Source organism: Rhodococcus sp. NPDC006774 (assembly GCF_040636045.1).
Taxonomy (GTDB): Bacteria; Actinomycetota; Actinomycetes; order Mycobacteriales; family Mycobacteriaceae; genus Rhodococcoides.
In genome coordinates, this window is the sequence record NZ_JBEYIW010000008.1 from 112,738 (window position 1) to 134,662 (window position 21,925).

Below are 21,925 nucleotides of genomic sequence, written 5' to 3' on the forward strand. Positions count from 1 at the left end.
CGATGGCTGTCAAGACACTGCAGGATCTGCTCGATGCCGGTGTCGAAGGCCGTGGCGTCCTCGTGCGATCGGACTTCAATGTCCCGCTCGAGGACGGCACGATCACCGATCCCGGCCGTATCCAGGCGTCGATCCCGACTCTTCGGGCACTGGTCGAGGCGGGTGCCAAGGTCATCGTCACCGCACACCTCGGTCGTCCGGACGGCAAGCCCGACGCGAAGTACAGCCTGGCTCCGGTCGCAGCGAAGCTCGGCGAGCTGCTCGGACGCCACGTTCAGCTCGCGGGCGACGTGGTGGGTCAGGATGCCGAGGCTCGCGCCGAGGGTCTGACCGACGGCGACGTGCTGCTGCTCGAGAACATTCGCTTCGATCCGCGCGAGACCAGCAAGGACGAGTCCGAGCGAGCTGCTCTGGCTCGTGAGCTCGTTGCTCTGGCCGGCGACGACGCAGCATTCGTCTCCGACGGATTCGGCGTCGTGCACCGCAAGCAGGCGTCGGTCTACGACGTGGCGCAGTTGCTGCCGCATTACGCGGGCACCCTCGTCGCGGCCGAGGTCGAGGTGCTGGCCAAGCTCACCGAGGACGCTGCACGTCCGTACGCGGTGGTGCTCGGCGGCTCCAAGGTCTCGGACAAGCTCGGCGTCATCGAGGCGTTGGCCCCCAAGGTCGACACCCTTGTCATCGGCGGCGGCATGGCCTTCACTTTCCTTGCCGCGCAGGGCTATTCGGTCGGGAACTCGCTGCTGCAGGAGGATCAGATCGGGGTCTGCAAGGACCTGCTCGAGCGTTTCGGCGATGTGATCCACCTGCCCGTCGACATCGTCGTCGGAGACAAGTTCGCGGCGGACGCCGAGGCGAAGACCGTGAAGGCGTCCGAGATTCCGGACGGCTGGATGGGTCTGGACATCGGACCCGACTCGGTCAGTCGTTTCTCCGTCGTCCTGTCGAATGCCAAGACAGTCTTCTGGAACGGACCGGCAGGAGTGTTCGAGTTCGACAAGTTCTCGGCCGGCACCAAGGGCATCGCGGAAGCGATCATCGGCGCCACCGAGAAGGGCGCGTTCAGCGTCGTCGGTGGCGGCGACTCCGCGGCTGCGGTGCGCACCCTCGGACTGCCCGACGACGGCTTCTCGCACATCTCCACCGGCGGCGGTGCATCCCTCGAGTACCTCGAAGGCAAGCAGCTCCCCGGCCTATCCGTCCTGGAGGCGTAACGCATGGCACGTAAGCCGCTCATCGCGGGCAACTGGAAGATGAACCTCAACCACCTCGAGGCGATCTCGCTGGTGCAGAAGATCGCGTTCTCGTTGCCCGAGAAGTACTTCGACAAGGTCGACGTGACGGTGATTCCGCCGTTCACCGACATCCGCAGCGTGCAGACTCTGGTCGAGGGCGACAAACTCCTGCTCACCTACGGTGCACAGGACGTCTCGTCCGAGGACAAGGGAGCCTTCACCGGCGAGATCAGCGGATCGATGCTGGCCAAGCTGGGGTGCACCTTCGTCGTCGTCGGTCACTCCGAACGACGCACGTTGCACAGCGAGGACGACGCCGTCGTGCTCGCCAAGACGAAGGCGGCCCTGAAGAACGGCCTCACCCCGATCGTGTGCATCGGAGAGGGTCTGAACATCCGCGAGGCCGGCGAGCACGTGGCCTACAACGTCACGCAGCTGCGTGGTTCGCTCAGTGGATTGTCGGCGGAGGACATCTCCAAGATCGTCATCGCCTACGAGCCGGTGTGGGCGATCGGAACGGGCCGTGTCGCGTCGGCGTCGGACGCGCAGGAAGTGTGCGGCGCCATCCGCGAGGAACTGAAGTCGCTGTCCTCGGACGAGGTCGCCGCAGGCGTCCGCGTGCTGTACGGCGGCTCGGTCAACGCGAAGAACGTCGGCGAGATCGTCGGCCAGCCCGACGTCGACGGCGCATTGGTCGGTGGCGCTTCGCTCAAGGCGGACGAGTTCGCCACACTGTCGGCTATCGCCGCAGGCGGCCCGCTGCCCTGATCGGCCATCGGCAACGCTGTATCGAACGGTTCTCGGACACCTCGCTTCGGCGGGGTGTCCGAAGCCGTTCTCGGGGCCAGGTAGGCTGCTGAAGGCATCGAATCGAGTTTGAGGTGGACATGGATCTGTTTCTGGATATTCTGCTGGTCATCACCAGCCTGGCGCTGATCTTGCTGATCCTGCTGCATCGCGGCAAGGGCGGCGGATTGTCCAGCCTGTTCGGTGGCGGTGTGCAGTCCAGCCTGTCCGGCTCCACCGTTGTCGAGAAGAACCTCGATCGCCTCACGGTCTTCACCGGCATCATCTGGCTCATCGCCATTCTCGGTATCGGTCTGGAGATCAAGTACACCTGATCGAATTCGGCTCCGAGTGCGAGTTGGTGACGGAGCGACGATACTGGGTGGATGAGCGAATCCTCCTACGAGTCAGTCGGTTCCCCAGCCTTCGTCCCACCGACAGCTCAGGGTCGGGAGTTGACAGAGCCTCTTCGTGAGGACATCCGCTATCTCGGCGGCATCCTGGGTGAGATCATTCGCGAGCACGAGGGCGACGACGTATTCGAGTTGATCGAAGCGGCGCGAGTCGAATCCTTCGCGGTACGCAGATCCGAGATCGAGCGCGACGACTCGGTCGGGCGCTACACCGATGTCGAAGTGGCACAAGCGGTTCCACTCATTCGAGCATTCAGTCACTTCTCGCTGCTGGCCAATCTTGCCGAGGACCTGCACCGCGAACGTCGTCGCGCGATTCACCTCGACCGCGAGGACCCGCCGCAGGACAGCAGCCTCGACGCCACCTGGCTCAAGATCGATGCCGCGGCCCCGTCGCGCGAGCAGGTGGCCGCGGCGCTGACGGATGCGCTGGTCGCACCGGTGATCACCGCGCACCCCACCGAGACGCGTCGACGCACCGTGTTCGATGTGCAGTCCAAGATCACCGAGCTGATGCGGCGCCGCGATGTCGCCGCCGCGGCGCGTGAGGGCAAGGCCGCCAGCGCGGCGAAGGAACTGGCCGCCATCGACGTGCAGATCCGCAGGCAAGTGCTGACCCTGTGGGAGACGGCTCTGATTCGGTTGTCGCGCTTGCGGATTCAGGACGAGATCGAGGTCGGCCTCCGGTACTTCGAGTCCTCCCTGTTCGATGTCATGCCGGCGTTGAACGCGGACGTGCGGGCAGCCCTGCGGGCACGGTGGCCCGAGGACGACCTACTGCCACGGCCCATTCTTCGCCCCGGCTCCTGGATCGGCGGCGATCGGGACGGCAACCCGAACGTGACCGCAGAGGTGGTCCACACCGCGACCCATCAGGCGGGATACGTAGCGTTCGAGCACTACCTGGACGAATTGGTCGCGCTGGAGAAGGAATTGTCGATGTCCGCGCGTCTGGTGGATGTCACCGAGGATCTGAAGGCTCTGGCCGGCGCATCGACCGAGCCGGACGACCGTCGATCGGACGAGCCGTATCGGGTCGCGGTCGTCGGTATCCGGGCCCGGCTCACCGCCACCGCCCAGACCGTGCTCGACGCGGTGCCGGTCTCCGGGATCGATCTCGGGGCGCAGAAGTACGACGGTCCGCAGGGCATCCTCGACGACCTCGACATCATCGACCGCGCGCTGCGGGCGGACGGCGATGCCCTGATCGCCGACGATCGACTGCTCCGGCTCCGACAGTCGGTCGAGACGTTCGGCTTCCATCTGCAGGCGTTGGACATGAGGCAGAACTCCGAGACTCACGAAGAGGTGGTCGCCGAGCTGCTGGCCTGGGCCGGTGTACATCCGGACTACATGTCCCTCGGGGAGGACGAACGGGTCTCGGTTCTGTCGCACGAACTTGCGACCAGGCGGCCGCTGGTCGGCCCCAACGCGCAACTCAGCGAGCTCGCCACCAAGGAACTGGGCATCGTCAGGGCCGCCAAGGAGGCCATCGACCACCTGGGCCCCGACACCATCCAGAACTACATCATCAGCATGTGTCAGTCGGTCAGTGACATGCTCGAAGCGGCGTTGCTGCTCAAGGAAGCGGGGATATTCGACCCCGGCACCGACGGTTCGGCGCCCACGTCGACGGTGGGTGTCGTGCCGCTGTTCGAGACCATCGAGGATCTCCAGCAGGGCGCAGCGACGTTGCTCGCCACGCTCGACGTTCCGATCTACCGTGCGCTGGTGGCCGGGCGCGGCATGAATCAAGAAGTCATGCTCGGGTATTCGGATTCGAACAAGGACGGTGGATACCTCGCGGCGAACTGGGCGCTGTACCGCGCGGAGCTCGATCTGCTCGAGGCCTCACGCAAGACGGGTATTCGCCTGCGGCTCTTCCACGGTCGCGGCGGCACGGTCGGCCGCGGCGGCGGTCCCAGTTACGACGCGATCCTGGCGCAGCCGCCCGGAGTGGTGCAGGGATCGCTGCGGCTCACCGAGCAAGGCGAGATCATCGCGGCCAAATACGCCGAGCCGTCCATGGCGCGTCGCAACCTCGAGTCTCTGGTTGCGGGGACCCTCGAATCGACTCTGCTGGACGTCGAAGGTCTCGGGGACGGCGCAGAAGCCGCGTACGACATCCTGGACGACCTCGCCGCGAAGGCCCGCGCGGCATACGGCCGGCTGGTGCACGAGGAGCCCGGGTTCGTCGAGTACTTCCGCACGTCGACTCCGGTTGCCGAGGTCGGTGAGCTGAACATCGGCTCCCGTCCGGCATCGAGGAAGCCGACGAACTCGGTGTACGACCTCCGAGCAATCCCATGGGTGATGTCGTGGAGCCAGTGCCGCGTCATGCTGCCCGGGTGGTACGGCACCGGTTCGGCGTTCGAGGAGTGGGTCGGCGACGACGACGCCAAGCTCGAGGTACTGACCGACCTGTATCGGAAGTGGCCGTTCTTCCAGACCGTTCTGTCCAACCTTGCGCAGGTCATGGCCAAGTCGGATCTGGGTATCGCGGCGCGGTACGCGGAGTTGGTTCCCGACGCAGACCTGCGTGCGCGGATCTTCGGCATGATCGAAGCCGAACATGCCACGACGGTGCGGATGTACCTGAAGATCACCGGCCACAGTCGCCTGCTCGAAGACAACCCGTCGCTGGAACGCTCCGTGCACAACCGGTTCCCGTACCTCGAGCCGCTCAATCAGATGCAGGTGGAGATGCTCCGGCGTTACCGCAACGGTGACGACGACGAACGGGTCAAGCGAGGAATCCTGCTGACGATGAACGGTCTCGCGACGGCACTGCGCAACAGCGGCTAGCCCCGCTTCGGGGGCGAGGAACCGGTCGGCGGCGGGTCGCGTCCAACGAGGTATGAGGCAGTGCTGCAGAACGACGGACACCTGGAGAGACGGATCCGCCTACCGCGCGAACGGTAGGCGGATCGGTCGCTCGAGGACAGGACGAGCCCGGTGCATCGGCGACTACGACTGCGAGCGGCCGGAATGTGACCCCGACGCTGCCGAACCCGACTAGTCGGGTGAGATCACACGGTGTCCAGCTTGGACGCTGCACCGGCATCGAGGAACCAGACCGTGGATTCGGTGCCCAGCGCGCCGGCCGACGGGACCTCGTCGGAATCGGCCCCGCCCACCGCGGCCGCGACGGCGTCGGCCTTGTTCGCTCCCGAGACGAGCAACCACACGTGCTGTGCGCGGCGAACAGCCGGCAGCGTCAGTGTGATGCGCACCGGCGGGGGCTTGGGGGAGTCCTCGACCGCCACGACGAAGCGGTGCTGTTCGCGCACTGCATCGGTGTGGGGGAAGAGTGAATTGATGTGGCCCTCACCGCCCATTCCGAGGAGATGGACGTCGAATTGGGGCGTCGGGCCACCCTCCGATCCGGAATGCAGGATCTGCGCATACGTTGCCGCGGCCACCTCGGGGTCGCTTCCGTGCGGTCCGTCGGATGCGGCCATCCGGAACACTCGGTCGGGATGGACATCGACGTGATCGAGCAAGGCCTCCGAGGCCTGTACCTCGTTGCGTTCCGGATCGCCCGAGGGCAGGAAGCGCTCGTCGCCGAAGTAGATGTCGACCTTGCCCCAGTCGATCGCGCCGGAGTCCGCGCGCAGCGCCTCCAGCAGCGCGATCCCGGTGCCACCACCGGTCAACACCACCGATGCGAAGCCTCGCTGGGCCTGTGCGGCCGTGACCACGTCGACGAAGCGAGATCGTGCGGCGTCGACCAGGGCCTGTGCGTCCAGGTACTGAAGTACCGTTGTCTTACTCATAGCTCACTTTCGACAGTCCGTGCAGGGCGAGTTCGTAGATCTCGTCCGTGTCGAGTCTGCGCAGTTCCTCGGCGAGGCACTCTCGCGTGTTGCGACGCGCCAGTGCGACTTCGGCGTCGGGTTGACCGGTGCGCCGAAGGGTCGCGGTCTTGCCGGTCTGCGGTCGCGTCAGCGAAATGCTGCTGTTCTCTCTGATCAGCTCCACCTTGAGCTCACCCGCACGGCGGTGGACCGGAACGTCCAGTTTGGCGGCCAACCAACCGGCCAGGATGTCGAGTGCGGGCTCCTCGGCCAGTCCCGACACCGTGGCCGAGACGACAGCCTCGAACGGAGCCTGGTCGAGTGCGGTGGCCAACAGACCGCGCCAGTAGGTGATGCGACTCCAGGAAAGATCGGTGTCGCCCTCGGTGTAGCTGCTGAGCCGACCCTTGATCGTTGCGGTGGTGTCGGGGGAGTTGGTGGCATCGGTGATCCGCCGAATTGCCAAGCGCCCCAGCGGATCCTTCGCCGGAACGGTCGGTGCCTCGTCCGGCCACCACGCCACGATCGGGGTATCGGGCAGCAGGAACGGGATGACCACACTGTGCTCGTGATCGGCGAGTTCGCCGTTCAAGCGCAGCACCACGACCTCCGACGCTCCGGCGTCGCCGCCCACCCGGATCTGTGCGTCGAGGCTCGACTCGGCGGATCGGTCTCCGTGGATGAGCACGATGACGCGGCACGGATGCTCACGGCTCGCTTCGTTGGCTGCGTCGATCGCGCGTTCGGCTTTGGCCGGATCACGGCTGGCGACGATGAGCGTCAGCACCCGACCGATGGTCACCGCACCGCCTGCTTCACGCACCTCCACCAACTTCTTGCCGACCTCGGCCGTCGTCGTGGCGGGGATGTCGACAATCACGGCCTTCTCCATTCGCGTCCGGTGCGGTGCATCATCTCGTCACCCGAGGAAGGCCCCCAGGTACCGGCTTCGTACGGTTCCGCGGTGCCGCCGGAAGCCCAGAATTCCAGAATCGGATCCAAGATCTTCCACGACAGTTCCACTTCGGCATTGACCGGGAACAGCGACGGCTCGCCGAGCAGCACATCGAGGATGAGGCGCTCGTATGCCTCGGGAGATGACTCGGTGAACGCCTGGCCGTAGCTGAAGTCCATGCTGACGTCGCGCACCTGCATGCTCGATCCCGGCACCTTGGAGCCGAAGCGCATCGTCACGCCCTCGTCGGGCTGGACTCGGATCACCAAAGCATTCTGACCGAGTTCTTCGGTCATCGTCGCGTCGAACGGCAGGTGCGGAGCGCGCTTGAACACCATCGCGATCTCGGTAACTCGACGCCCGAGTGCCTTGCCGGTGCGGAGATAGAACGGCACCCCACCCCAGCGCCGCGTATCCACCTCCAGAGTGATGGCGGCGTAGGTTTCGGTGTTCGACTCGGAGTCGAATCCCTCTTCCTCCTTGAGCCCCTTCACTTTCTGACTGCCCTGCCACCCCGCGGAGTACTGACCGCGCGCCGAGGTGCGATCGAGTGGCTCGGCAAGTTTGGTTGCCGAGAGCACCTTGATCTTCTCCGACTGCAACTCCTTGGGGTTGAAGCTGACCGGCTCCTCCATCGCAGTGATGGCGAGAAGCTGCAGAAGGTGGTTCTGGATGACGTCACGGGCGGCGCCGATTCCGTCGTAGTACCCGGCGCGACCGCCCAATCCGATGTCCTCGGCCATCGTGATCTGAACGTGGTCGACGTAGTGCGCATTCCAGATCGGATCGAACAGCTGGTTGGCGAAGCGCAGTGCCAGGATGTTCTGCACCGTCTCCTTGCCGAGGTAGTGGTCGATGCGAAACACGGTGTCCTCGGGGAACACTCGGTTCACGACAGCGTTGAGCTCTTTCGCGCTCTGCAGGTCGTGTCCGAACGGCTTCTCGATGACCACGCGTCGCCAATTGCCGTCCTTGCTCTGCGCCAGGCCCGAGCGCGACAACTGCTCGAGGACCACGGGGAACGCGCTGGGCGGGATGGACAGATAGAAGGCGTGATTACCGCCGGTGCCGCGGGTCTCGTCGAGCTCGGTCAGTGTTCGTGACAGCTCGTCGAACGCCTCGTCGTCGTCGAAGGAGCCCTGGACGAACCGGAATCCCTCGGCGAGGGTGTTCCACACCTCCTCACTGAACGGTGTTCGCGCGTGATCGCGCACGGAGTCGTGCACGATCTTGGCGAAGTCCTGGTTCTGCCATTCCCGCCGGGCAAATCCGACCAGGGCGAAACCGGGGGGTAGAAGCCCCCGGTTCGCCAGGTCGTACACCGCAGGCATGAGCTTCTTACGCGCGAGATCTCCGGTCACTCCGAAGATGACCATGCTGCACGGGCCCGCGATGCGGGGGAGCCGCTTGTCCCGCGCGTCGCGGAGAGGGTTGAGCCAGTCCGCGGAATGGAGAGGTTCGGTTTCTGCGGTGGGCACAGTCGGTCAGCTCTTCTGACCTGCTTGGCGAAGCTGCTCGCCGGTGGCCTCGAGCAACTCGTTCCAGGCGGCCTCGAACTTCTGGACGCCTTCGTTCTCCAACGTCACGAAGACATCGGTGATGTCGATACCGAGCGCCGAGATGCGGTCGAAGATCTCCTGCGATTCCGGTCCCTTGCCCGAGACGGTGTCGCCGACGATCTCGCCGTGATCGGCAACCGCGTCCATGGTCTTCTCGGGCATCGTGTTCACGGTGTTGGGCGAGACGAGCTCGGTGACGTACATGGTGTCCGGGTAGGCGTCGGACTTGACGCCGGTCGACGCCCACAGCGGCCGCTGAGCGCGCGCGCCACTGCCGACGAGCTCGCGGAACCGAGGAGCGACCTCGAAGATCTGCTGGTACGCCACGTATGCGAGCCGAGCATTGGCCAGCGCGGCCTTGCCCTTGAGCGCCTCGGCGTCGGGGGTGCCGATCGCATCGAGCCGGGAATCGATCTCGCTGTCCACGCGGGAGACGAAGAACGACGCGACCGAGTGGATCTTGTCGAGGTCGTGACCGGCCGCGCGGGCCTTCTCGAGCCCCTCGAGGTACGCGTTCATCACCAGTTCGTAGCGCTCGACGGAGAAGATCAGCGTGACGTTGACGCTGATGCCCTCACTGATCACCTTGGCGATTGCGGGAATTCCGGCCTCGGTGGCCGGAATCTTGATGAGCAGGTTCGGGCGGTCGACGATCTTCCACAGTTCGACGGCCTGCTCGTAGGTCTTGTCTGCGTCGTGGGCCATGCGGGGATCGACCTCGATCGAGACCCGTCCGTCCACGCCTGCACTGGCCTCGTACTGAGGCATCAGGATGTCGCAGGCCTCACGGACGTCGTCCGTGGTGACCGTACGGATCGTGGTCTCGACGTCGGCACCTTCACCGGCGAGCTTGGTCACCTGCTCGTCGTATGCCTCGCCCGAGCTCAGGGCTGCCTGGAAGATCGACGGGTTGGTGGTGACTCCGACGACACTCTTGGTGTCGATCAGGTCCTTCAGGTTGCCCGAGCGGATGCGGTCACGGGACAGGTCGTCCAGCCATACCGAGATTCCGGCGGCGGAGAGCTCTGCGAGATTCTTGTTCTGGGTCATGGATTATCCCTTCACATTGGTGATGGAGCGCTGTGCGGCTGCGGTGACGGCCTCGGCCGTGAAGCCGAACTCGCGGAAAAGTGTTGCAGCATCGGCAGATTCGCCATAGTGCTCGAGCGAGATGATCTCGCCGAAGCCGCCGACGATCTTCCACCACGGCATAGCGATACCGGCTTCGATCGACACCCGGGCCTTGACGGTGGGCGGGATCACCTGGTCGCGGTAGTTCTGGTCCTGGCTCTCGAACCATTCGACGCACGGCATCGAGACGACGCGGGCGGCGATGCCCTGCGCCTCGAGCTGCTTCTGCGCTTCCACGGCGTACTGCAGCTCCGAACCGGTCCCGATCAGCACGACGTCCGGGGTCGCCTTGGACGACTCGGCGAGGATGTATCCGCCCTTGGAGACGCCCTCGAAGCTGGTGCCCTCGAGAATCGGGATGCCCTGACGCGTCAGCGCGAGGCCGACGGGTCCGCTGCTGCTGGACTTGGCCAGCACTGCCTGCCATGCGAATGCGGTCTCGTTGGCGTCACCGGGGCGTACCACCGAGAGGTTGGGGATGGCCCGCAGCGCGGCGAGGTGCTCGACCGGCTGGTGCGTCGGGCCGTCCTCGCCGAGGCCGATGGAATCGTGTGTCCACACGTAGATGGGGTCGATGTCCATCAACGACGCGAGCCGAACTGCCGGCCGCATGTAGTCGCTGAACTGCATGAACGTTCCGCCGTATGCGCGGGTCGGGCCGTGCATGACGATGCCGGAGAGGATGGCACCCATCGCGTGCTCACGGATGCCGAAGTGCAGCGTGCGGCCGTACGGCTCGGCGTCCCAGTCGTCGGTGGAGATGGACGTGGGGCCGAAGGACTTCGCGCCCTTGATCGTCGTGTTGTTGCTGCCGGCCAGGTCGGCCGAGCCGCCCCACAGCTCCGGGAGGACAGGTCCGACTGCGTTGAGGACCTCGCCCGACGCCGCACGTGTCGCGACGGCCTTGCTGCCGGGCTCCCAGGTGGGCAGAACGTCGGTCCAGTTCTCGGGCAACGTGCCCTGGGTGAGGCGGTCCAGCAGCTTCTTGCGCTCGGGCTCGCGCGCGGCCCAGGCGTCGAATTCGACGGTCCAGTCGGCGTGGGCCTTGCGGCCGCGTTCCTGCAGCTTTCGGGTGTGGCCGATGACCTCGTCGGTGACCTCGAACGTCTTGGCGGGGTCGAAATCGAGTGCCTGCTTGACCTTGGCGATCTCCTCGTCGCCCAGTGCGGCACCGTGGACTGCACCGGTGTTCATCATCGTGGGGGCCGGGAAACCGATGATGGTGCGCAGCACGATGATCGACGGCTTGTCGGTGACGGCCTTGGCAGCCTCGACGGCCTCTTCGATCGCGGTGACGTTCTCGCCGCCCTCGACCACCTGGACGTGCCAGCCGTAGGCCTCGTAGCGCGCGGCCGTGTTCTCGGAGAGGGCGATGTCGGTGGAGTGCTCGATCGAGATCTTGTTGTCGTCGTAGAACAGGATCAGGTTGCCGAGCTGCTGAGTACCGGCCAGCGACGACGCCTCGGACGTGACGCCTTCTTCGATGTCTCCGTCGGAGGCGATCACGTAGATGAAGTGGTCGAACGGACTCTCACCGAGAGCGGGCTCGGGATCGAACAGGCCACGCTCGCGGCGGGCCGCCATGGCCATTCCCACCGCGGACGCGAGTCCCTGGCCGAGCGGTCCGGTGGTGATCTCGACGCCGTCGGTGTGACGGAACTCCGGGTGTCCGGGAGTCTTCGACTTGTAGGTGCGCAGTGCCTCGATGTCGGCGAGCTCGAGTCCGAAGCCGCCCAAGTAGAGCTGCAGGTAGAGGGTCAGGCTCGAGTGCCCGCACGAGAGCACGAACCGGTCGCGGCCGATCCAGTGCGTGTCGGTGGGATCGTGGCGCATGGTGCGCTGAAAGAGGGTGTAGGCGAGGGGAGCCAGGCTCATCGCGGTTCCGGGGTGGCCGTTGCCGACCTTCTGCACTGCGTCCGCTGCCAGAACACGAACGGTGTCGACCGCTCGGGTGTCCAGGTCCGTCCAGTCGCTCGGGTGGTGCGCCGTGGTGAGGACGTCAATATCGTCTGTGATCGACACGAGCAGAAATCTCCTGACATTCGTTCGAGTTGTGGCTCCGAGGAATCGTCGCTCGGCGGCCACTGCGATGCGCCTGGGTGGAGCACGCACGCAGTCGGTGCCGAAGGACGTCCTTCACCAGCCTAGTTCTGTCCGACCCTACTGTCGTGCCTTCCCCCGGGCGATTGCGCACGGGTTACTCGTAGGCGACATATTCCTCACTTTGGGTGCCCTGCGAATTGGAGGTGCAAACCCAGCCGTCTACCATCGGTCGTAGTAGGCGCACGTTCGTCGGCTTCCGCGGTGGTGGATGAGGATGACTTCGTGCGCCCAGGTGCCGAAGTGTCGCCGTGGAGAGTCAACGCGTGCCGGAGGCATGCGAGCAAGTGGCCGAGCGCCAGAGAACGACAGTCGTGCGAGGAGACGCAGTGCGAATTGGGCAGCAGCCGGGCGGACACGGTTTCGCCGGCGGCCCCGGATTCGGAGCAGACGACAAGGGTGAGCCCACGCAGGCCGAGCCGGAGACGTCCGCCCCGCGCAGAGCGCTCGCACTCCTACTTGCGTACGTCGCGCTCACGAAGCCCCGGGTCATCGAACTCCTTCTCGTCACGACCATTCCGGCGATGCTTCTGGCCGACCGAGGAAACGTCGATCCGTGGCTGATCCTCACCACGCTCTTCGGTGGAATGCTGGCCGCGGCCAGCGCCAACACGTTGAACATGGTGGTCGACGCAGACATCGACAAGGTGATGAAGCGCACCGAGAAGCGTCCGCTCGCCCGCGGTGCCATGCCCGTCTCGCACGCCCTGATCTTCGGTCTCGTCCTGGGTGTGTTCTCGTTCTTCTGGCTGTGGGCCACCACCAATCTGCTCAGCGGTGTGCTCGCCGTCGTGACGATCTGCTTCTACATCTTCGTCTACACACTCGTGCTCAAGAGGCGCACATCCCAGAACGTGGTGTGGGGTGGCGCGGCCGGATGTATGCCGGTGATGATCGGTTGGTCCGCCGTGACCGGCACGATCGGGTGGCAGGCACTGGTGATGTTCCTGGTGATCTTCCTGTGGACGCCGCCGCACACCTGGGCGCTCATGCTCCGATACAAGGAGGACTACCAGGCGGCCAACGTGCCGATGCTGCCTGCTGTCGCCTCGGAAACGAAGGTCACCAAGCACATCGTGCTCTACGCGTGGGCCACCGTTGCTGCAACGCTCGCATTGGCGCCGGGCTCGGGCATCATCTACGCAGCCGTCGCCGTGGCCTCGGGAGTGTGGTTCCTCGTCGTGGCCCACCGTCTCTACGCAGGCGTGCGAGCGGGAACACCGGTCAAGCCGCTCAAGTTGTTCATTCTTTCCAACGAATACCTGGCCCTGGTGTTCTGCGGCCTGGCGGTCGACTCCGTTGTCGGCTGGCAGACGCTCGCCCAGCTGCTCTCCTGAACGAGCGTCCACCCGACGTATCGGTCAGGGAACGAGCACGATCGACCCGGTAGTCCTGCGTGACTCCAGATCGGTATGTGCGGTGGCTGCGTCCTCGAGCGCGTATCGCGCGCCGATCTCTACCGTCAGAGCACCACTCGACATCGCATCGAACACGTCTCCGGCGCGCCATTCCAGTTCGGCGCGGTCTCGGATGTGATGGGCGAGCGTGGGTCGGGTCAGGAACAGTGATCCTGCGCCGTTCAGACGCTGCGGATCCATGGGCGGGACCGGACCGCTCGCGGCACCGAACAGAGCCAGAGTCCCTCTGATCCGAAGCGACGCGAGACTTGCCTCGAACGTGTCGGCACCGACGCCGTCGTACACCGCATGCACACCCTCGCCGTCGGTGATCTCACGCACGCGCGCGGCGATGTCTTCCTCGTATCGCAACACGTGGGCTGCACCGGCCTGCGTCGACCGCTCGGCCTTGGCATCCGTGGAGACCGTGGTGATCACGTTCACGCCCTTCGCCACCGCCATCTGCGTCAACAACAGTCCGACGCCACCAGCGCCTGCATGTACCAGCACGGTGTCGCCCCGCTGAGCGGGATAGGTGGACTCGATCAGGTAGTGCGCCGTCATACCTTGGAGCAGCGCCGATGCAGCCTGATCGGCAGGTACGCCGTCGGGAACCGCGATGGCCGAGGAGGCGTCGACCAGGACGTGTTCGGCGTAGCTACCCGGTGCTGCAGCCCAGGCGACGCGATGTCCCGGTGCAAATTCGGTGACGTCCGCTCCGACCTGTTCGATCACCCCTGATCCCTCGTCGCCCGGAACGTACGGCAGCGCGCGCGGATACAGTCCGCGCCGAAAGTACGTGTCGATGTAGTTGATGCCGATGGCGTCGATCCGGACGAGCAGTTGCCCGGGTCCTGGAGTCGGTATCGGAATGTCGACGACGTTCATGACCTCGGGTCCGCCGGTGTTGTCTATTCGAATGGCACGCATGAACACCGTTCTACACGGGTGCATCGCACCCGCGTGCTCGGATCGGGTCCGTTCTCTCACGTGGCCGAAGTTACCGATCAGTAACGACGCGACGGGTGGATGCGGGCATCGCGATCGACCTCGGTATCGTGTCGGCATGGCTACCGAAATCGACAGTGCGGGCATCGAGAAGAACGAGTCGAACGAGGTTCCGAAGGGAACGCTCGCGGCAGTGAAGAGCTTTCTCGCCGACCACGGCAACTCTGCCAATGTGGTGATTCAGCCGATCGGTCGGGCCGGGACTCGGCTCACCATGGTCGGCGCGGACGGCGTGCTGGGGGACCAGGTGGTCGCGACGACCGCCATCGCCCGCGCGATCGTCGACGGTCTGGACCAGTTGACCGAGGCCGAATGGGACCGTGAGCTGGTCAGTTCGGTCAATCCGGCACCCGGACACCACGAGAAGATGGCCGGGTGGGTGGCCAACCAGAAGAAGTTCCCGAAGGCGCGCAACCAGGCGATCGTCTGAGCGGAGAACAGTCGCAAAACTTGTTCGATTCGGCGGGAACCATCTCGGCACCCGGTGCGTCGAAGTCAGTGGAGGGGCAGTCGGCCATCTGAGGGGGAGGTCGGCTGCCCCTCCACCCTGTTCGAAGCCGGACAGGTCGTCACGAGCGAACTGCGACGTCCTCGGTGGTCTCCATCTCCTGGGTTGCGGCCGGGCCGCGGGTTCGGCAGGCCGCCCAGACAGCCGCGGTGGCGGCGGTACACGCGCCCGCACCGGCCACGTGGAAGGCGACGAGTACGGCCGGAACGCCGGTGAAGTACTGAACGAGTCCGATCAGGGACTGTGCGAGTACCAGGGCGATCAGGATGTTGAGTCGAAACGTGACCGCCTTCGGTGCACGCACCGCGTACAGGGCGAACGCCAATCCGACGAGCAGGGCCAGGTAGCCGACCAGGAACTGAGAGTGCGCGTGGACCAGCGTCACGATCTCGATACCGAGGCGCGGCACCGGTTCTTCGATGCTCTTGTCGCCTGCATGCGGGCCGGCCCCGGTCACCATGGTGCCCGCGATCAGCACGCCCGTCAGTGCGATCCCGGACAATCCCGTCAGCGCGCGCAATGCGCCGGGCACCGTGGGCGTCGACCCCGACGGCGCATCGCTCTCGCCCACCTTGGCGTACAGCAGGGTGGCCAGCCAGACCATCGCCATCGACACGACGAGGTGAACGGCGACCGTCCACCACAGCAGTCCGGTCAGCACCGTGAATCCGCCGATGACGGCCTGCACGACGGTACCGAGTGGCATCAGCCAGGCGAAGAACAGCACTTCGCGACGTCGCCGCGCCCTGGTGACGGCGATGACGACCGCGGCGGCAGCGAGGACGACCACGAACGTGAGCAGGCGATTGCCGAACTCGACAGCCTGATGCAGTATCGGTACCTCGGACACGCCGACGGGAGTGAAGCTACCGGGGAAGCATTGCGGCCACGTGGGGCAACCGAGACCCGACCCGGTGACGCGAACGACGGCGCCGGTGACCGCGATGCCACCCTGCGTCAGGATCGCGATGAATGCCAGTACCCGCTGCACTCGAAGCGAGGGCAAGGGCAGGAGGTCGACGACGCGCAAGAACGCTCTGTACAGCACCCCACGATGGTAAACGCCGATCAACTACACAGCGTCGTTGGGTAGCGAGCGTCGCTCAGGTGAACTTGAACGTGCGGACGGCGAGAGTGCTGCACACCGCTGCCCACGCCAGCAGTACGACCACGCCGAAGATGTCGAAGGACGAGGACACACCTCTGCTCAGTGCCTCGCCCAGCGCGCCGGACGGAACGATGCGTGCGACGTTCTGCAGTCCCTGGGGGATCTGGTCGTCCACGAACACCGCACTGCCGATCCCCAGCATCACAAACCAGGCGATGTTCGCCAGCGCCAGCACGATCTCGGCGCGCAGGGTGCCGCCGAGCAGCAGTCCCATCGAGGCGAAGGTGACGGTTCCCAGAGCGATGATGACGGCCCCGAGCAACAGACCCGTCGCGCTCGGGCGCCATCCGAGAGCGACACCGATCGAGCCGAGCAGCACCGACTGCAGAATCACCACGATCACCACGGCGGCGGATTTGCCGCCGATGATGCCCCACCGTGGAAGTGGTGTCGCCCCGAGCCTCTTGAGAGCGCCGTAGCGGCGATCGAAGCCGACGGCGATCGCCTGGCCGGTGAACGCCGTCGACATGATGGCCACCATCATCACGGCCGGGACCACTCGGGCAACTCGATCGGTACCGAGTTCGCCGAAGGGCAGCAGAGTCAATCCGACCAGCAATGTGATCGGGATGAACATCGTCAGCAGCAATTGTTCACCGTTGCGCAGCAACAACTTCAGTTCGAGGCGGGTCTGCGCGAGCAGCATGTGCGCAGCCGACGCGGGCTGCGGGCGAGGCGCGAACAGACCTGTCTCGAATCGGTTGTCGGCGAGCCGGGCTTCTCTGCGCACGGTCACTTCCTCAACTCTCTGCCGGTCAGCTCGAGGAACACGTCCTCGAGGCGGCGCTGGTCGACCTGCAACTCGGTGGCCAACACGTCCTGCTGTGCACACCAGGACGTGACGATCACCAGAATCTGCGGCTCGATCACGCCGGAGACCACATACGAACCGGGCGTCGGTTCCGACGGTACGTAACCCGGTGGAAGAGCCGCGTCGAGCATGGACAGTTCGAGTCCGGGGGGTGCGGTGAAGCGAAGTTGGCCCTCGGCACCCTGCTTGGTCAGTTCCGACGGTGTACCCGAGGCGACGACGCGGCCGTTGTCGATGATCGTCAGCCGGTCGGCGAGCTGCTCGGCCTCGTCCATGAGATGCGTCGTGAGCAGTACTCCGACACCGTCACGGCGCAGGGCGTCGATCAACTCCCACACCAGCAACCGGGCCTGGGCGTCGAGTCCGGCCGTCGGTTCGTCGAGGAACACCAGTTCGGGCCGTCCGACGATGGCGCAGGCCAGGGCCAGCCGCTGCTGCTGCCCACCGGAGAGCCGCCGGTACGGGGTGCGAACGGCCGAGGTCAGGCCGAGGCAGTCGAGCAGCCATGCCGGATCGAGTGGGTCGGCCGAGTACGAGGCGACGAGTTGGAGCATCTCCCCGGCTTTGGAACCGGGGTACGCGCCTCCGCCCTGGAGCATGACGCCGATGCGTGGCCGCAGCTGAGCCGATTGTGCGACGGGGTCCAAGCCGAGGACCCGGACCGAGCCGCTGTCGGGTACGACGAATCCCTCGCACATCTCGACGGTGGTGGTTTTTCCGGCACCGTTGGGGCCCAGCAGCGCGAGAACCTCGCCGGGGCCGATGTTCAGGCTCAACCCGTCGACGGCACTGACACCGTCGTACGACTTGCGTACGTCGGTCAGTTGTACGACAGGTTGCGCCGCGTCGGACGTCCCGGAGATCACGAGGACTCAGCGTATTCGTCGGTGTTGCGGTCGCGTGCCGGTGGTCCGGTGCGGGTGGGCCACGGCATCCGGTTTCGCGTGAACAGGTAGAGCAACGCGATCGTCAGGATGGTCATGACTGCGGCCTGCACGATCTGGAACGGCTGGTACTCACTGCCGTTCGGCATGAGGATCACGCTCACCAACGACGAGAAGGCAATGGCAGGCCGCCGGAACGAGGGAGTCGTGGCCCACGCGGCCAGCGGAATCACCGCCCATAGCAGGTACCAGGGTTGCACCACCGGGAACAACAGGACGACGGCACCGAGCGCGACGCCGAGTGCGCCGACCGGATGCAGGCGGCCGCGCAGAACGGCGATCAGCATGCGGACGACGATGATTCCCGCGACGACGGCAGCGATCGGGCGAGTGAGACCCAACACAGCGGTGGTGTGGTCGCCGAGACCCAGAAGCACACCGACGAATCCGGTACCGAGACCGAGGATCGTGGGAATCGACATCCAGCTGCGCACCACTCCCGCGGTCCCCAGAGTGTTGATCCAGCCGAAGCCCAGCCCGCTACCCAGGCTCACGGCGACCTGGACCACGACGGCGATCGAGCCGAGCAACAGTGCCGCGTACATCACGGATCTGAGGGTCCCGCCCCATCGCCTCGACAGCGCCATCCCCACGAAGCCGAGCGCGATGAGCGAGGGAATCTTGATCGCAGACGACAGCGCGATCAGGCCGGCACCGCCGACGAGGAATGCAATATCGGTGCTGCGCAGGGGACCCGCGCGCTCGATCGCGCGAAGGGCCAGTTCGGTACCGGCCAACATGAGCCCGATCATCAGGGCCTCGTTGTGGATACCGGCGACCAGGTGGAACAGCAGCAGCGGGTTCGCGGCACCGAGCCACAGTGCCGTGACCGACGCGACCCCACAGCGTCGGGCGAGACGTGGCAGCGACCAGACGATCAGCGCTACGCCCACCAGCGCAAGCAGGCGATGGAGGAAGATGCCGGCGACGATGTTCTCACCGGTCAAGTACGTGATTCCACGCCCCATCCACAGGAACAGCGGACCGTAGGGTGCCGGGGTCTCCCGCCAGATGTTGGGAACCGTTCGGGTCAGCACGTTGTCGGCCCCGAGTGCATCGACCGGACCGACCTCGTACGGGTCGAGTCCGCGTGCGGTGATCTCGCTCTGGGCGAGGTACGAGTAGACATCGCGCGAGAACATCGGCGGTGCCACACTCAACGGCAGGATCCACAGCAGCAGCGTGCGGTCCATCTGGGAACGAGTGAGCCGACGTGGGGTGGTTCCCGATCGCGTGCGTCCCAACGCGAATCTTCCCAACAGCAACCACGCGAGCACCACGATGACGGTTCCGGTCATCGTGACGGTCAGTGCGGTGGTTGCCATCCGTGACGGCAGGCTCAGGAGTCGGACGCCTGCGATCGGGTTCTGCAGCACCGGCTGCGCGCCTGCGCCGAGTGCTCCGATCGCCATCAGTAGTGCGCCCGCGGCACCGAAACGTCGGATGTTCCTGAGCTGGTTCGTCTCCGTGGGATTGAGACCCGGCGCCTCCTGCTCGTCTCCGTGCAGGGTGGCGACTGCTCCGCCCGGGGGCGTCGGCTCGAGGCCGATGACTCGGCGTGCGGGGGTCAGGACGAACCTGTGGACGAGCGCAGCCGAACCGGACTTCGGGGTGCCGGGCACCGGGAGAGACTCGGAACCCCTCGCGGAAGGTGAGCTCTCGGAACTGGGCTCACTGTCGGTCGATGGCACAGTGGGAGCGTAGCGGGGCACTCGCACGCGGCCTGCACCGTGCTCCACCGGACCACCTGGACATCGGCCACCGTGCTGGGTGAGCGACCTGCAAAGGGCACCCTTGCTGGACCGGGTACTGCAATTCCGTCACACTGGTGTTGTGAAAACAACCGAGAGCTCGCTCGTGCGTCCGGGAAGTGTCGAGTCGTCGGCCACCGGCGCAGGCGTTTCGTCGGTGCGACCCACGTCGGCCCCCGAGGGGCAGACGCGGAGCGCTGTGGTCACTCTGCTCCTCGAAGAGGGCCCCATCACCGCCTCCGACATCGGTACTCGACTGGGATTGAGCGCGGCAGGTGTTCGACGTCACCTCGACGCACTCATCGACGCGGGCGAGGCCCGCATCACCACTCCTGCGGGTGCCCAGCAACGGGGCCGGGGTCGACCGGCGAAGCATTTCCAGCTGACTGCAGCCGGACGCAATCGTCTCGGCCACACCTACGACGATCTCGCCGGTGCCGCCATGCGGCAGCTGCGCAAGATCGGTGGAGACGCGGCCATCGAGACGTTCGCGCGGCAACGCGTCAACACCATCGTGGCCGACGTGGAGCCGGCGACGGGATCCGATGCGCATGCCGTGGAGGACGCCGCCGACCGAATCGCCGACGCGTTCAGCGCGGCCGGTTTCTCCGCCACCACCCGTCAGGTGGGCAACGGTGTGCAGATCTGCCAGCACCACTGCCCGGTGTCGCACGTCGCCTCCGAGTTTCCGGAGCTGTGCGAGGCCGAGCAGACCGCGTTCGCCGAGATCCTCGGCACGCACGTGCAGCGTTTGGCGACCATCGCCAACGGCAATTGCGCATGCACGACGCACGTACCGCTGTCACCGACGCGGTACTCGAACACCGATAGTTCCGACAAGAAGACTCCCGACGCGCAGCCCCGCGTCGGAGAACGCCCACGCCTCCGGAAGGAGCCCGCATGACCGTCACACCAGACCAGGTGACACCCACCGCGCCGCTGACCCAGGACGAGACCATCGCCTCGCTCGGCACCTACGGATACGGCTGGGCCGACTCGGACGTAGCCGGTGAAAGTGCCAAGCGCGGTCTTTCCGAGGCCGTCGTCCGGGACATCTCGCAGAAGAAGAGCGAGCCCGAGTGGATGCTCGAGGCGCGCCTCAAGGCGCTCAAGACGTTCGAGCGCAAGCCGATGCCGAACTGGGGTTCCAACCTCGACGGCATCGACTTCGACAACATCAAGTACTTCGTGCGGTCCAGCGAGAAGCAGGCTGCCACGTGGGAAGACCTGCCGGAAGACATCAAGAACACGTACGACAAGCTCGGCATCCCCGAGGCGGAGAAGCAGCGCCTCGTCTCCGGTGTCGCTGCCCAGTACGAGTCCGAGGTGGTCTACCACTCGATCCGTGAGGACCTCGAGGCTCAGGGAGTGTTGTTCCTCGACACCGACACCGCCCTGAAGGAGCAGCCGGAGCTGTTCCGCGAGTACTTCGGCACCGTCATCCCCGCGGGCGACAACAAGTTCTCCGCACTGAACACCGCGGTGTGGTCCGGTGGATCCTTCATCTACATCCCGCCGGGCGTCCATGTGGACATCCCGCTGCAGGCCTACTTCCGGATCAACACCGAGAACATGGGCCAGTTCGAGCGCACGCTGATCATCGTCGACGAGGGTGCATACGTGCACTACGTCGAGGGTTGCACCGCGCCGATCTACAAGTCGGATTCGCTGCACTCCGCCGTGGTCGAGATCATCGTCAAGAAGGGTGGTCGTTGCCGCTACACGACCATCCAGAACTGGTCGAACAACGTCTACAACCTCGTCACCAAGCGCGCCAAGGCCGAGGCAGGCGCAACGATGGAGTGGGTCGACGGCAACATCGGCTCCAAGGTCACCATGAAGTACCCCGCTGTCTGGATGACCGGTGAGTACGCCAAGGGTGAGGTTCTGTCGGTCGCGTTCGCAGGCCCGGACCAGCACCAGGACACCGGTTCGAAGATGTTGCACCTGGCACCGCACACGTCCTCGAACATCGTCAGCAAGTCCGTCGCTCGCGGCGGTGGCCGGACGTCGTACCGCGGTCTGATCCAGATCAACAAGGGTGCGCACGGCTCGCGTTCGACGGTCAAGTGCGACGCGTTGCTCGTCGACACGATCAGTCGTTCCGACACGTACCCGTACGTCGACATCCGCGAGGACGACGTGTCGATGGGCCACGAGGCCACCGTCTCGAAGGTCAGCGACGATCAGTTGTTCTACCTGATGAGCCGTGGCATGACCGAGGACGAGGCCATGGCAATGGTCGTCCGTGGCTTCGTCGAGCCGATCGCTCGCGAACTGCCGATGGAATACGCGCTCGAGCTCAACCGGCTCATCGAGCTGCAGATGGAAGGGTCGGTCGGATAAGTGAACAACCCCCTCA

At 65.5% G+C, this 21,925-nt stretch carries 18 protein-coding genes; 8 read left to right on the forward strand and 10 right to left on the reverse strand.

The features are described from left to right. The first annotated feature begins 2 nt into the window (after positions 1-2). From ABZ677_RS14620 to ppc, 4 genes are all read left to right on the forward strand, one after another. On the forward strand, positions 3-1,214 hold the full coding sequence (locus ABZ677_RS14620) for a phosphoglycerate kinase (RefSeq protein ID WP_037189379.1): 1,212 nt from the start codon (positions 3-5) through the stop codon (positions 1,212-1,214). A 3-nt stretch (positions 1,215-1,217) separates the two neighbouring features. Next, the gene (gene tpiA / locus ABZ677_RS14625; protein ID WP_094634370.1) at positions 1,218-2,003 is read left to right on the forward strand and encodes a triose-phosphate isomerase; all 786 of its coding nucleotides are present in this window, start codon (positions 1,218-1,220) and stop codon (positions 2,001-2,003) included. A gap of 119 nt (positions 2,004-2,122) precedes the next feature. After that, a complete protein-coding gene (gene secG, locus ABZ677_RS14630) occupies positions 2,123-2,356 on the forward strand; it encodes a preprotein translocase subunit SecG (RefSeq protein WP_032398009.1) in 234 nt (77 codons plus the stop codon). A 51-nt stretch (positions 2,357-2,407) separates the two neighbouring features. Then, the gene (ppc, locus tag ABZ677_RS14635) at positions 2,408-5,239 is read left to right on the forward strand and encodes a phosphoenolpyruvate carboxylase (RefSeq protein ID WP_358370448.1); all 2,832 of its coding nucleotides are present in this window, start codon (positions 2,408-2,410) and stop codon (positions 5,237-5,239) included. 224 nt (positions 5,240-5,463) lie between these two features. Here the strand turns inward: ppc and pgl are convergent, their stop codons facing one another. The 5 genes from pgl to tkt are packed head-to-tail and all read right to left on the reverse strand — an operon-like array spanning position 5,464 to position 11,898. Further along, positions 5,464-6,210: a 6-phosphogluconolactonase gene (gene pgl, locus ABZ677_RS14640; RefSeq protein WP_037189376.1), complete on the reverse strand. Its 747-nt coding sequence runs from the start codon at positions 6,208-6,210 to the stop codon at positions 5,464-5,466. Then, on the reverse strand, positions 6,203-7,111 hold the full coding sequence (gene opcA / locus ABZ677_RS14645) for a glucose-6-phosphate dehydrogenase assembly protein OpcA (RefSeq protein ID WP_170946023.1): 909 nt from the start codon (positions 7,109-7,111) through the stop codon (positions 6,203-6,205). Before opcA ends, pgl begins: the two co-directional genes overlap by 8 nt. After that, positions 7,108-8,664: a glucose-6-phosphate dehydrogenase gene (gene zwf / locus ABZ677_RS14650; RefSeq protein ID WP_037189374.1), complete on the reverse strand. Its 1,557-nt coding sequence runs from the start codon at positions 8,662-8,664 to the stop codon at positions 7,108-7,110. The genes opcA and zwf overlap by 4 nt, the downstream gene beginning before the upstream one ends. A gap of 6 nt (positions 8,665-8,670) precedes the next feature. Further along, entirely contained in the window at positions 8,671-9,795 is a 1,125-nt protein-coding gene (gene tal / locus ABZ677_RS14655) for a transaldolase (RefSeq protein WP_358370452.1), read from the reverse strand. Positions 9,796-9,798: 3 nt separating this feature from the next. After that, on the reverse strand, positions 9,799-11,898 hold the full coding sequence (tkt, locus tag ABZ677_RS14660) for a transketolase (RefSeq protein ID WP_358370455.1): 2,100 nt from the start codon (positions 11,896-11,898) through the stop codon (positions 9,799-9,801). A 407-nt stretch (positions 11,899-12,305) separates the two neighbouring features. On the opposite strand from tkt, the gene ABZ677_RS14665 reads away from it, so the two are divergent. Next, on the forward strand, positions 12,306-13,313 hold the full coding sequence (locus ABZ677_RS14665; protein ID WP_037189372.1) for a heme o synthase: 1,008 nt from the start codon (positions 12,306-12,308) through the stop codon (positions 13,311-13,313). A 24-nt stretch (positions 13,314-13,337) separates the two neighbouring features. On the opposite strand, the gene ABZ677_RS14670 is transcribed toward ABZ677_RS14665, so the two are convergent. Next, positions 13,338-14,303, reverse strand: coding sequence for a quinone oxidoreductase (locus tag ABZ677_RS14670; RefSeq protein WP_358370458.1), 966 nt, complete (start codon positions 14,301-14,303; stop codon positions 13,338-13,340). A gap of 136 nt (positions 14,304-14,439) precedes the next feature. Between ABZ677_RS14670 and ABZ677_RS14675 the strand changes: the two genes are divergently transcribed. Continuing rightward, complete coding sequence (locus tag ABZ677_RS14675; RefSeq protein WP_037189371.1) at positions 14,440-14,811, forward strand: hypothetical protein; 372 nt, start codon at positions 14,440-14,442, stop codon at positions 14,809-14,811. 139 nt (positions 14,812-14,950) lie between these two features. On the opposite strand, the gene ABZ677_RS14680 is transcribed toward ABZ677_RS14675, so the two are convergent. The 4 genes from ABZ677_RS14680 to mptB are packed head-to-tail and all read right to left on the reverse strand — an operon-like array spanning position 14,951 to position 19,383. Next, positions 14,951-15,937, reverse strand: a complete 987-nt coding sequence (locus ABZ677_RS14680; RefSeq protein ID WP_358370461.1) for a heme A synthase — start codon at positions 15,935-15,937, stop codon at positions 14,951-14,953. A 55-nt stretch (positions 15,938-15,992) separates the two neighbouring features. Further along, positions 15,993-16,793 carry an ABC transporter permease gene (locus ABZ677_RS14685; protein ID WP_358370464.1) on the reverse strand — a complete coding sequence of 267 codons (801 nt, stop codon included), beginning with the start codon at positions 16,791-16,793 and terminating at the stop codon, positions 15,993-15,995. After that, the gene (locus tag ABZ677_RS14690; protein WP_032398020.1) at positions 16,790-17,734 is read right to left on the reverse strand and encodes an ABC transporter ATP-binding protein; all 945 of its coding nucleotides are present in this window, start codon (positions 17,732-17,734) and stop codon (positions 16,790-16,792) included. Before ABZ677_RS14690 ends, ABZ677_RS14685 begins: the two co-directional genes overlap by 4 nt. After that, the gene (mptB, locus tag ABZ677_RS14695) at positions 17,731-19,383 is read right to left on the reverse strand and encodes a polyprenol phosphomannose-dependent alpha 1,6 mannosyltransferase MptB (protein ID WP_094634589.1); all 1,653 of its coding nucleotides are present in this window, start codon (positions 19,381-19,383) and stop codon (positions 17,731-17,733) included. Before mptB ends, ABZ677_RS14690 begins: the two co-directional genes overlap by 4 nt. 226 nt (positions 19,384-19,609) lie before the next feature. Here mptB and ABZ677_RS14700 point away from each other — a divergent pair, with 226 nt between their 5' ends. Then, positions 19,610-20,467, forward strand: a complete 858-nt coding sequence (locus ABZ677_RS14700) for a metalloregulator ArsR/SmtB family transcription factor (protein ID WP_358370627.1) — start codon at positions 19,610-19,612, stop codon at positions 20,465-20,467. Continuing rightward, positions 20,464-21,909 carry a Fe-S cluster assembly protein SufB gene (gene sufB / locus ABZ677_RS14705; RefSeq protein WP_032377835.1) on the forward strand — a complete coding sequence of 482 codons (1,446 nt, stop codon included), beginning with the start codon at positions 20,464-20,466 and terminating at the stop codon, positions 21,907-21,909. Before ABZ677_RS14700 ends, sufB begins: the two co-directional genes overlap by 4 nt. Positions 21,910-21,925 lie beyond the last annotated feature (16 nt).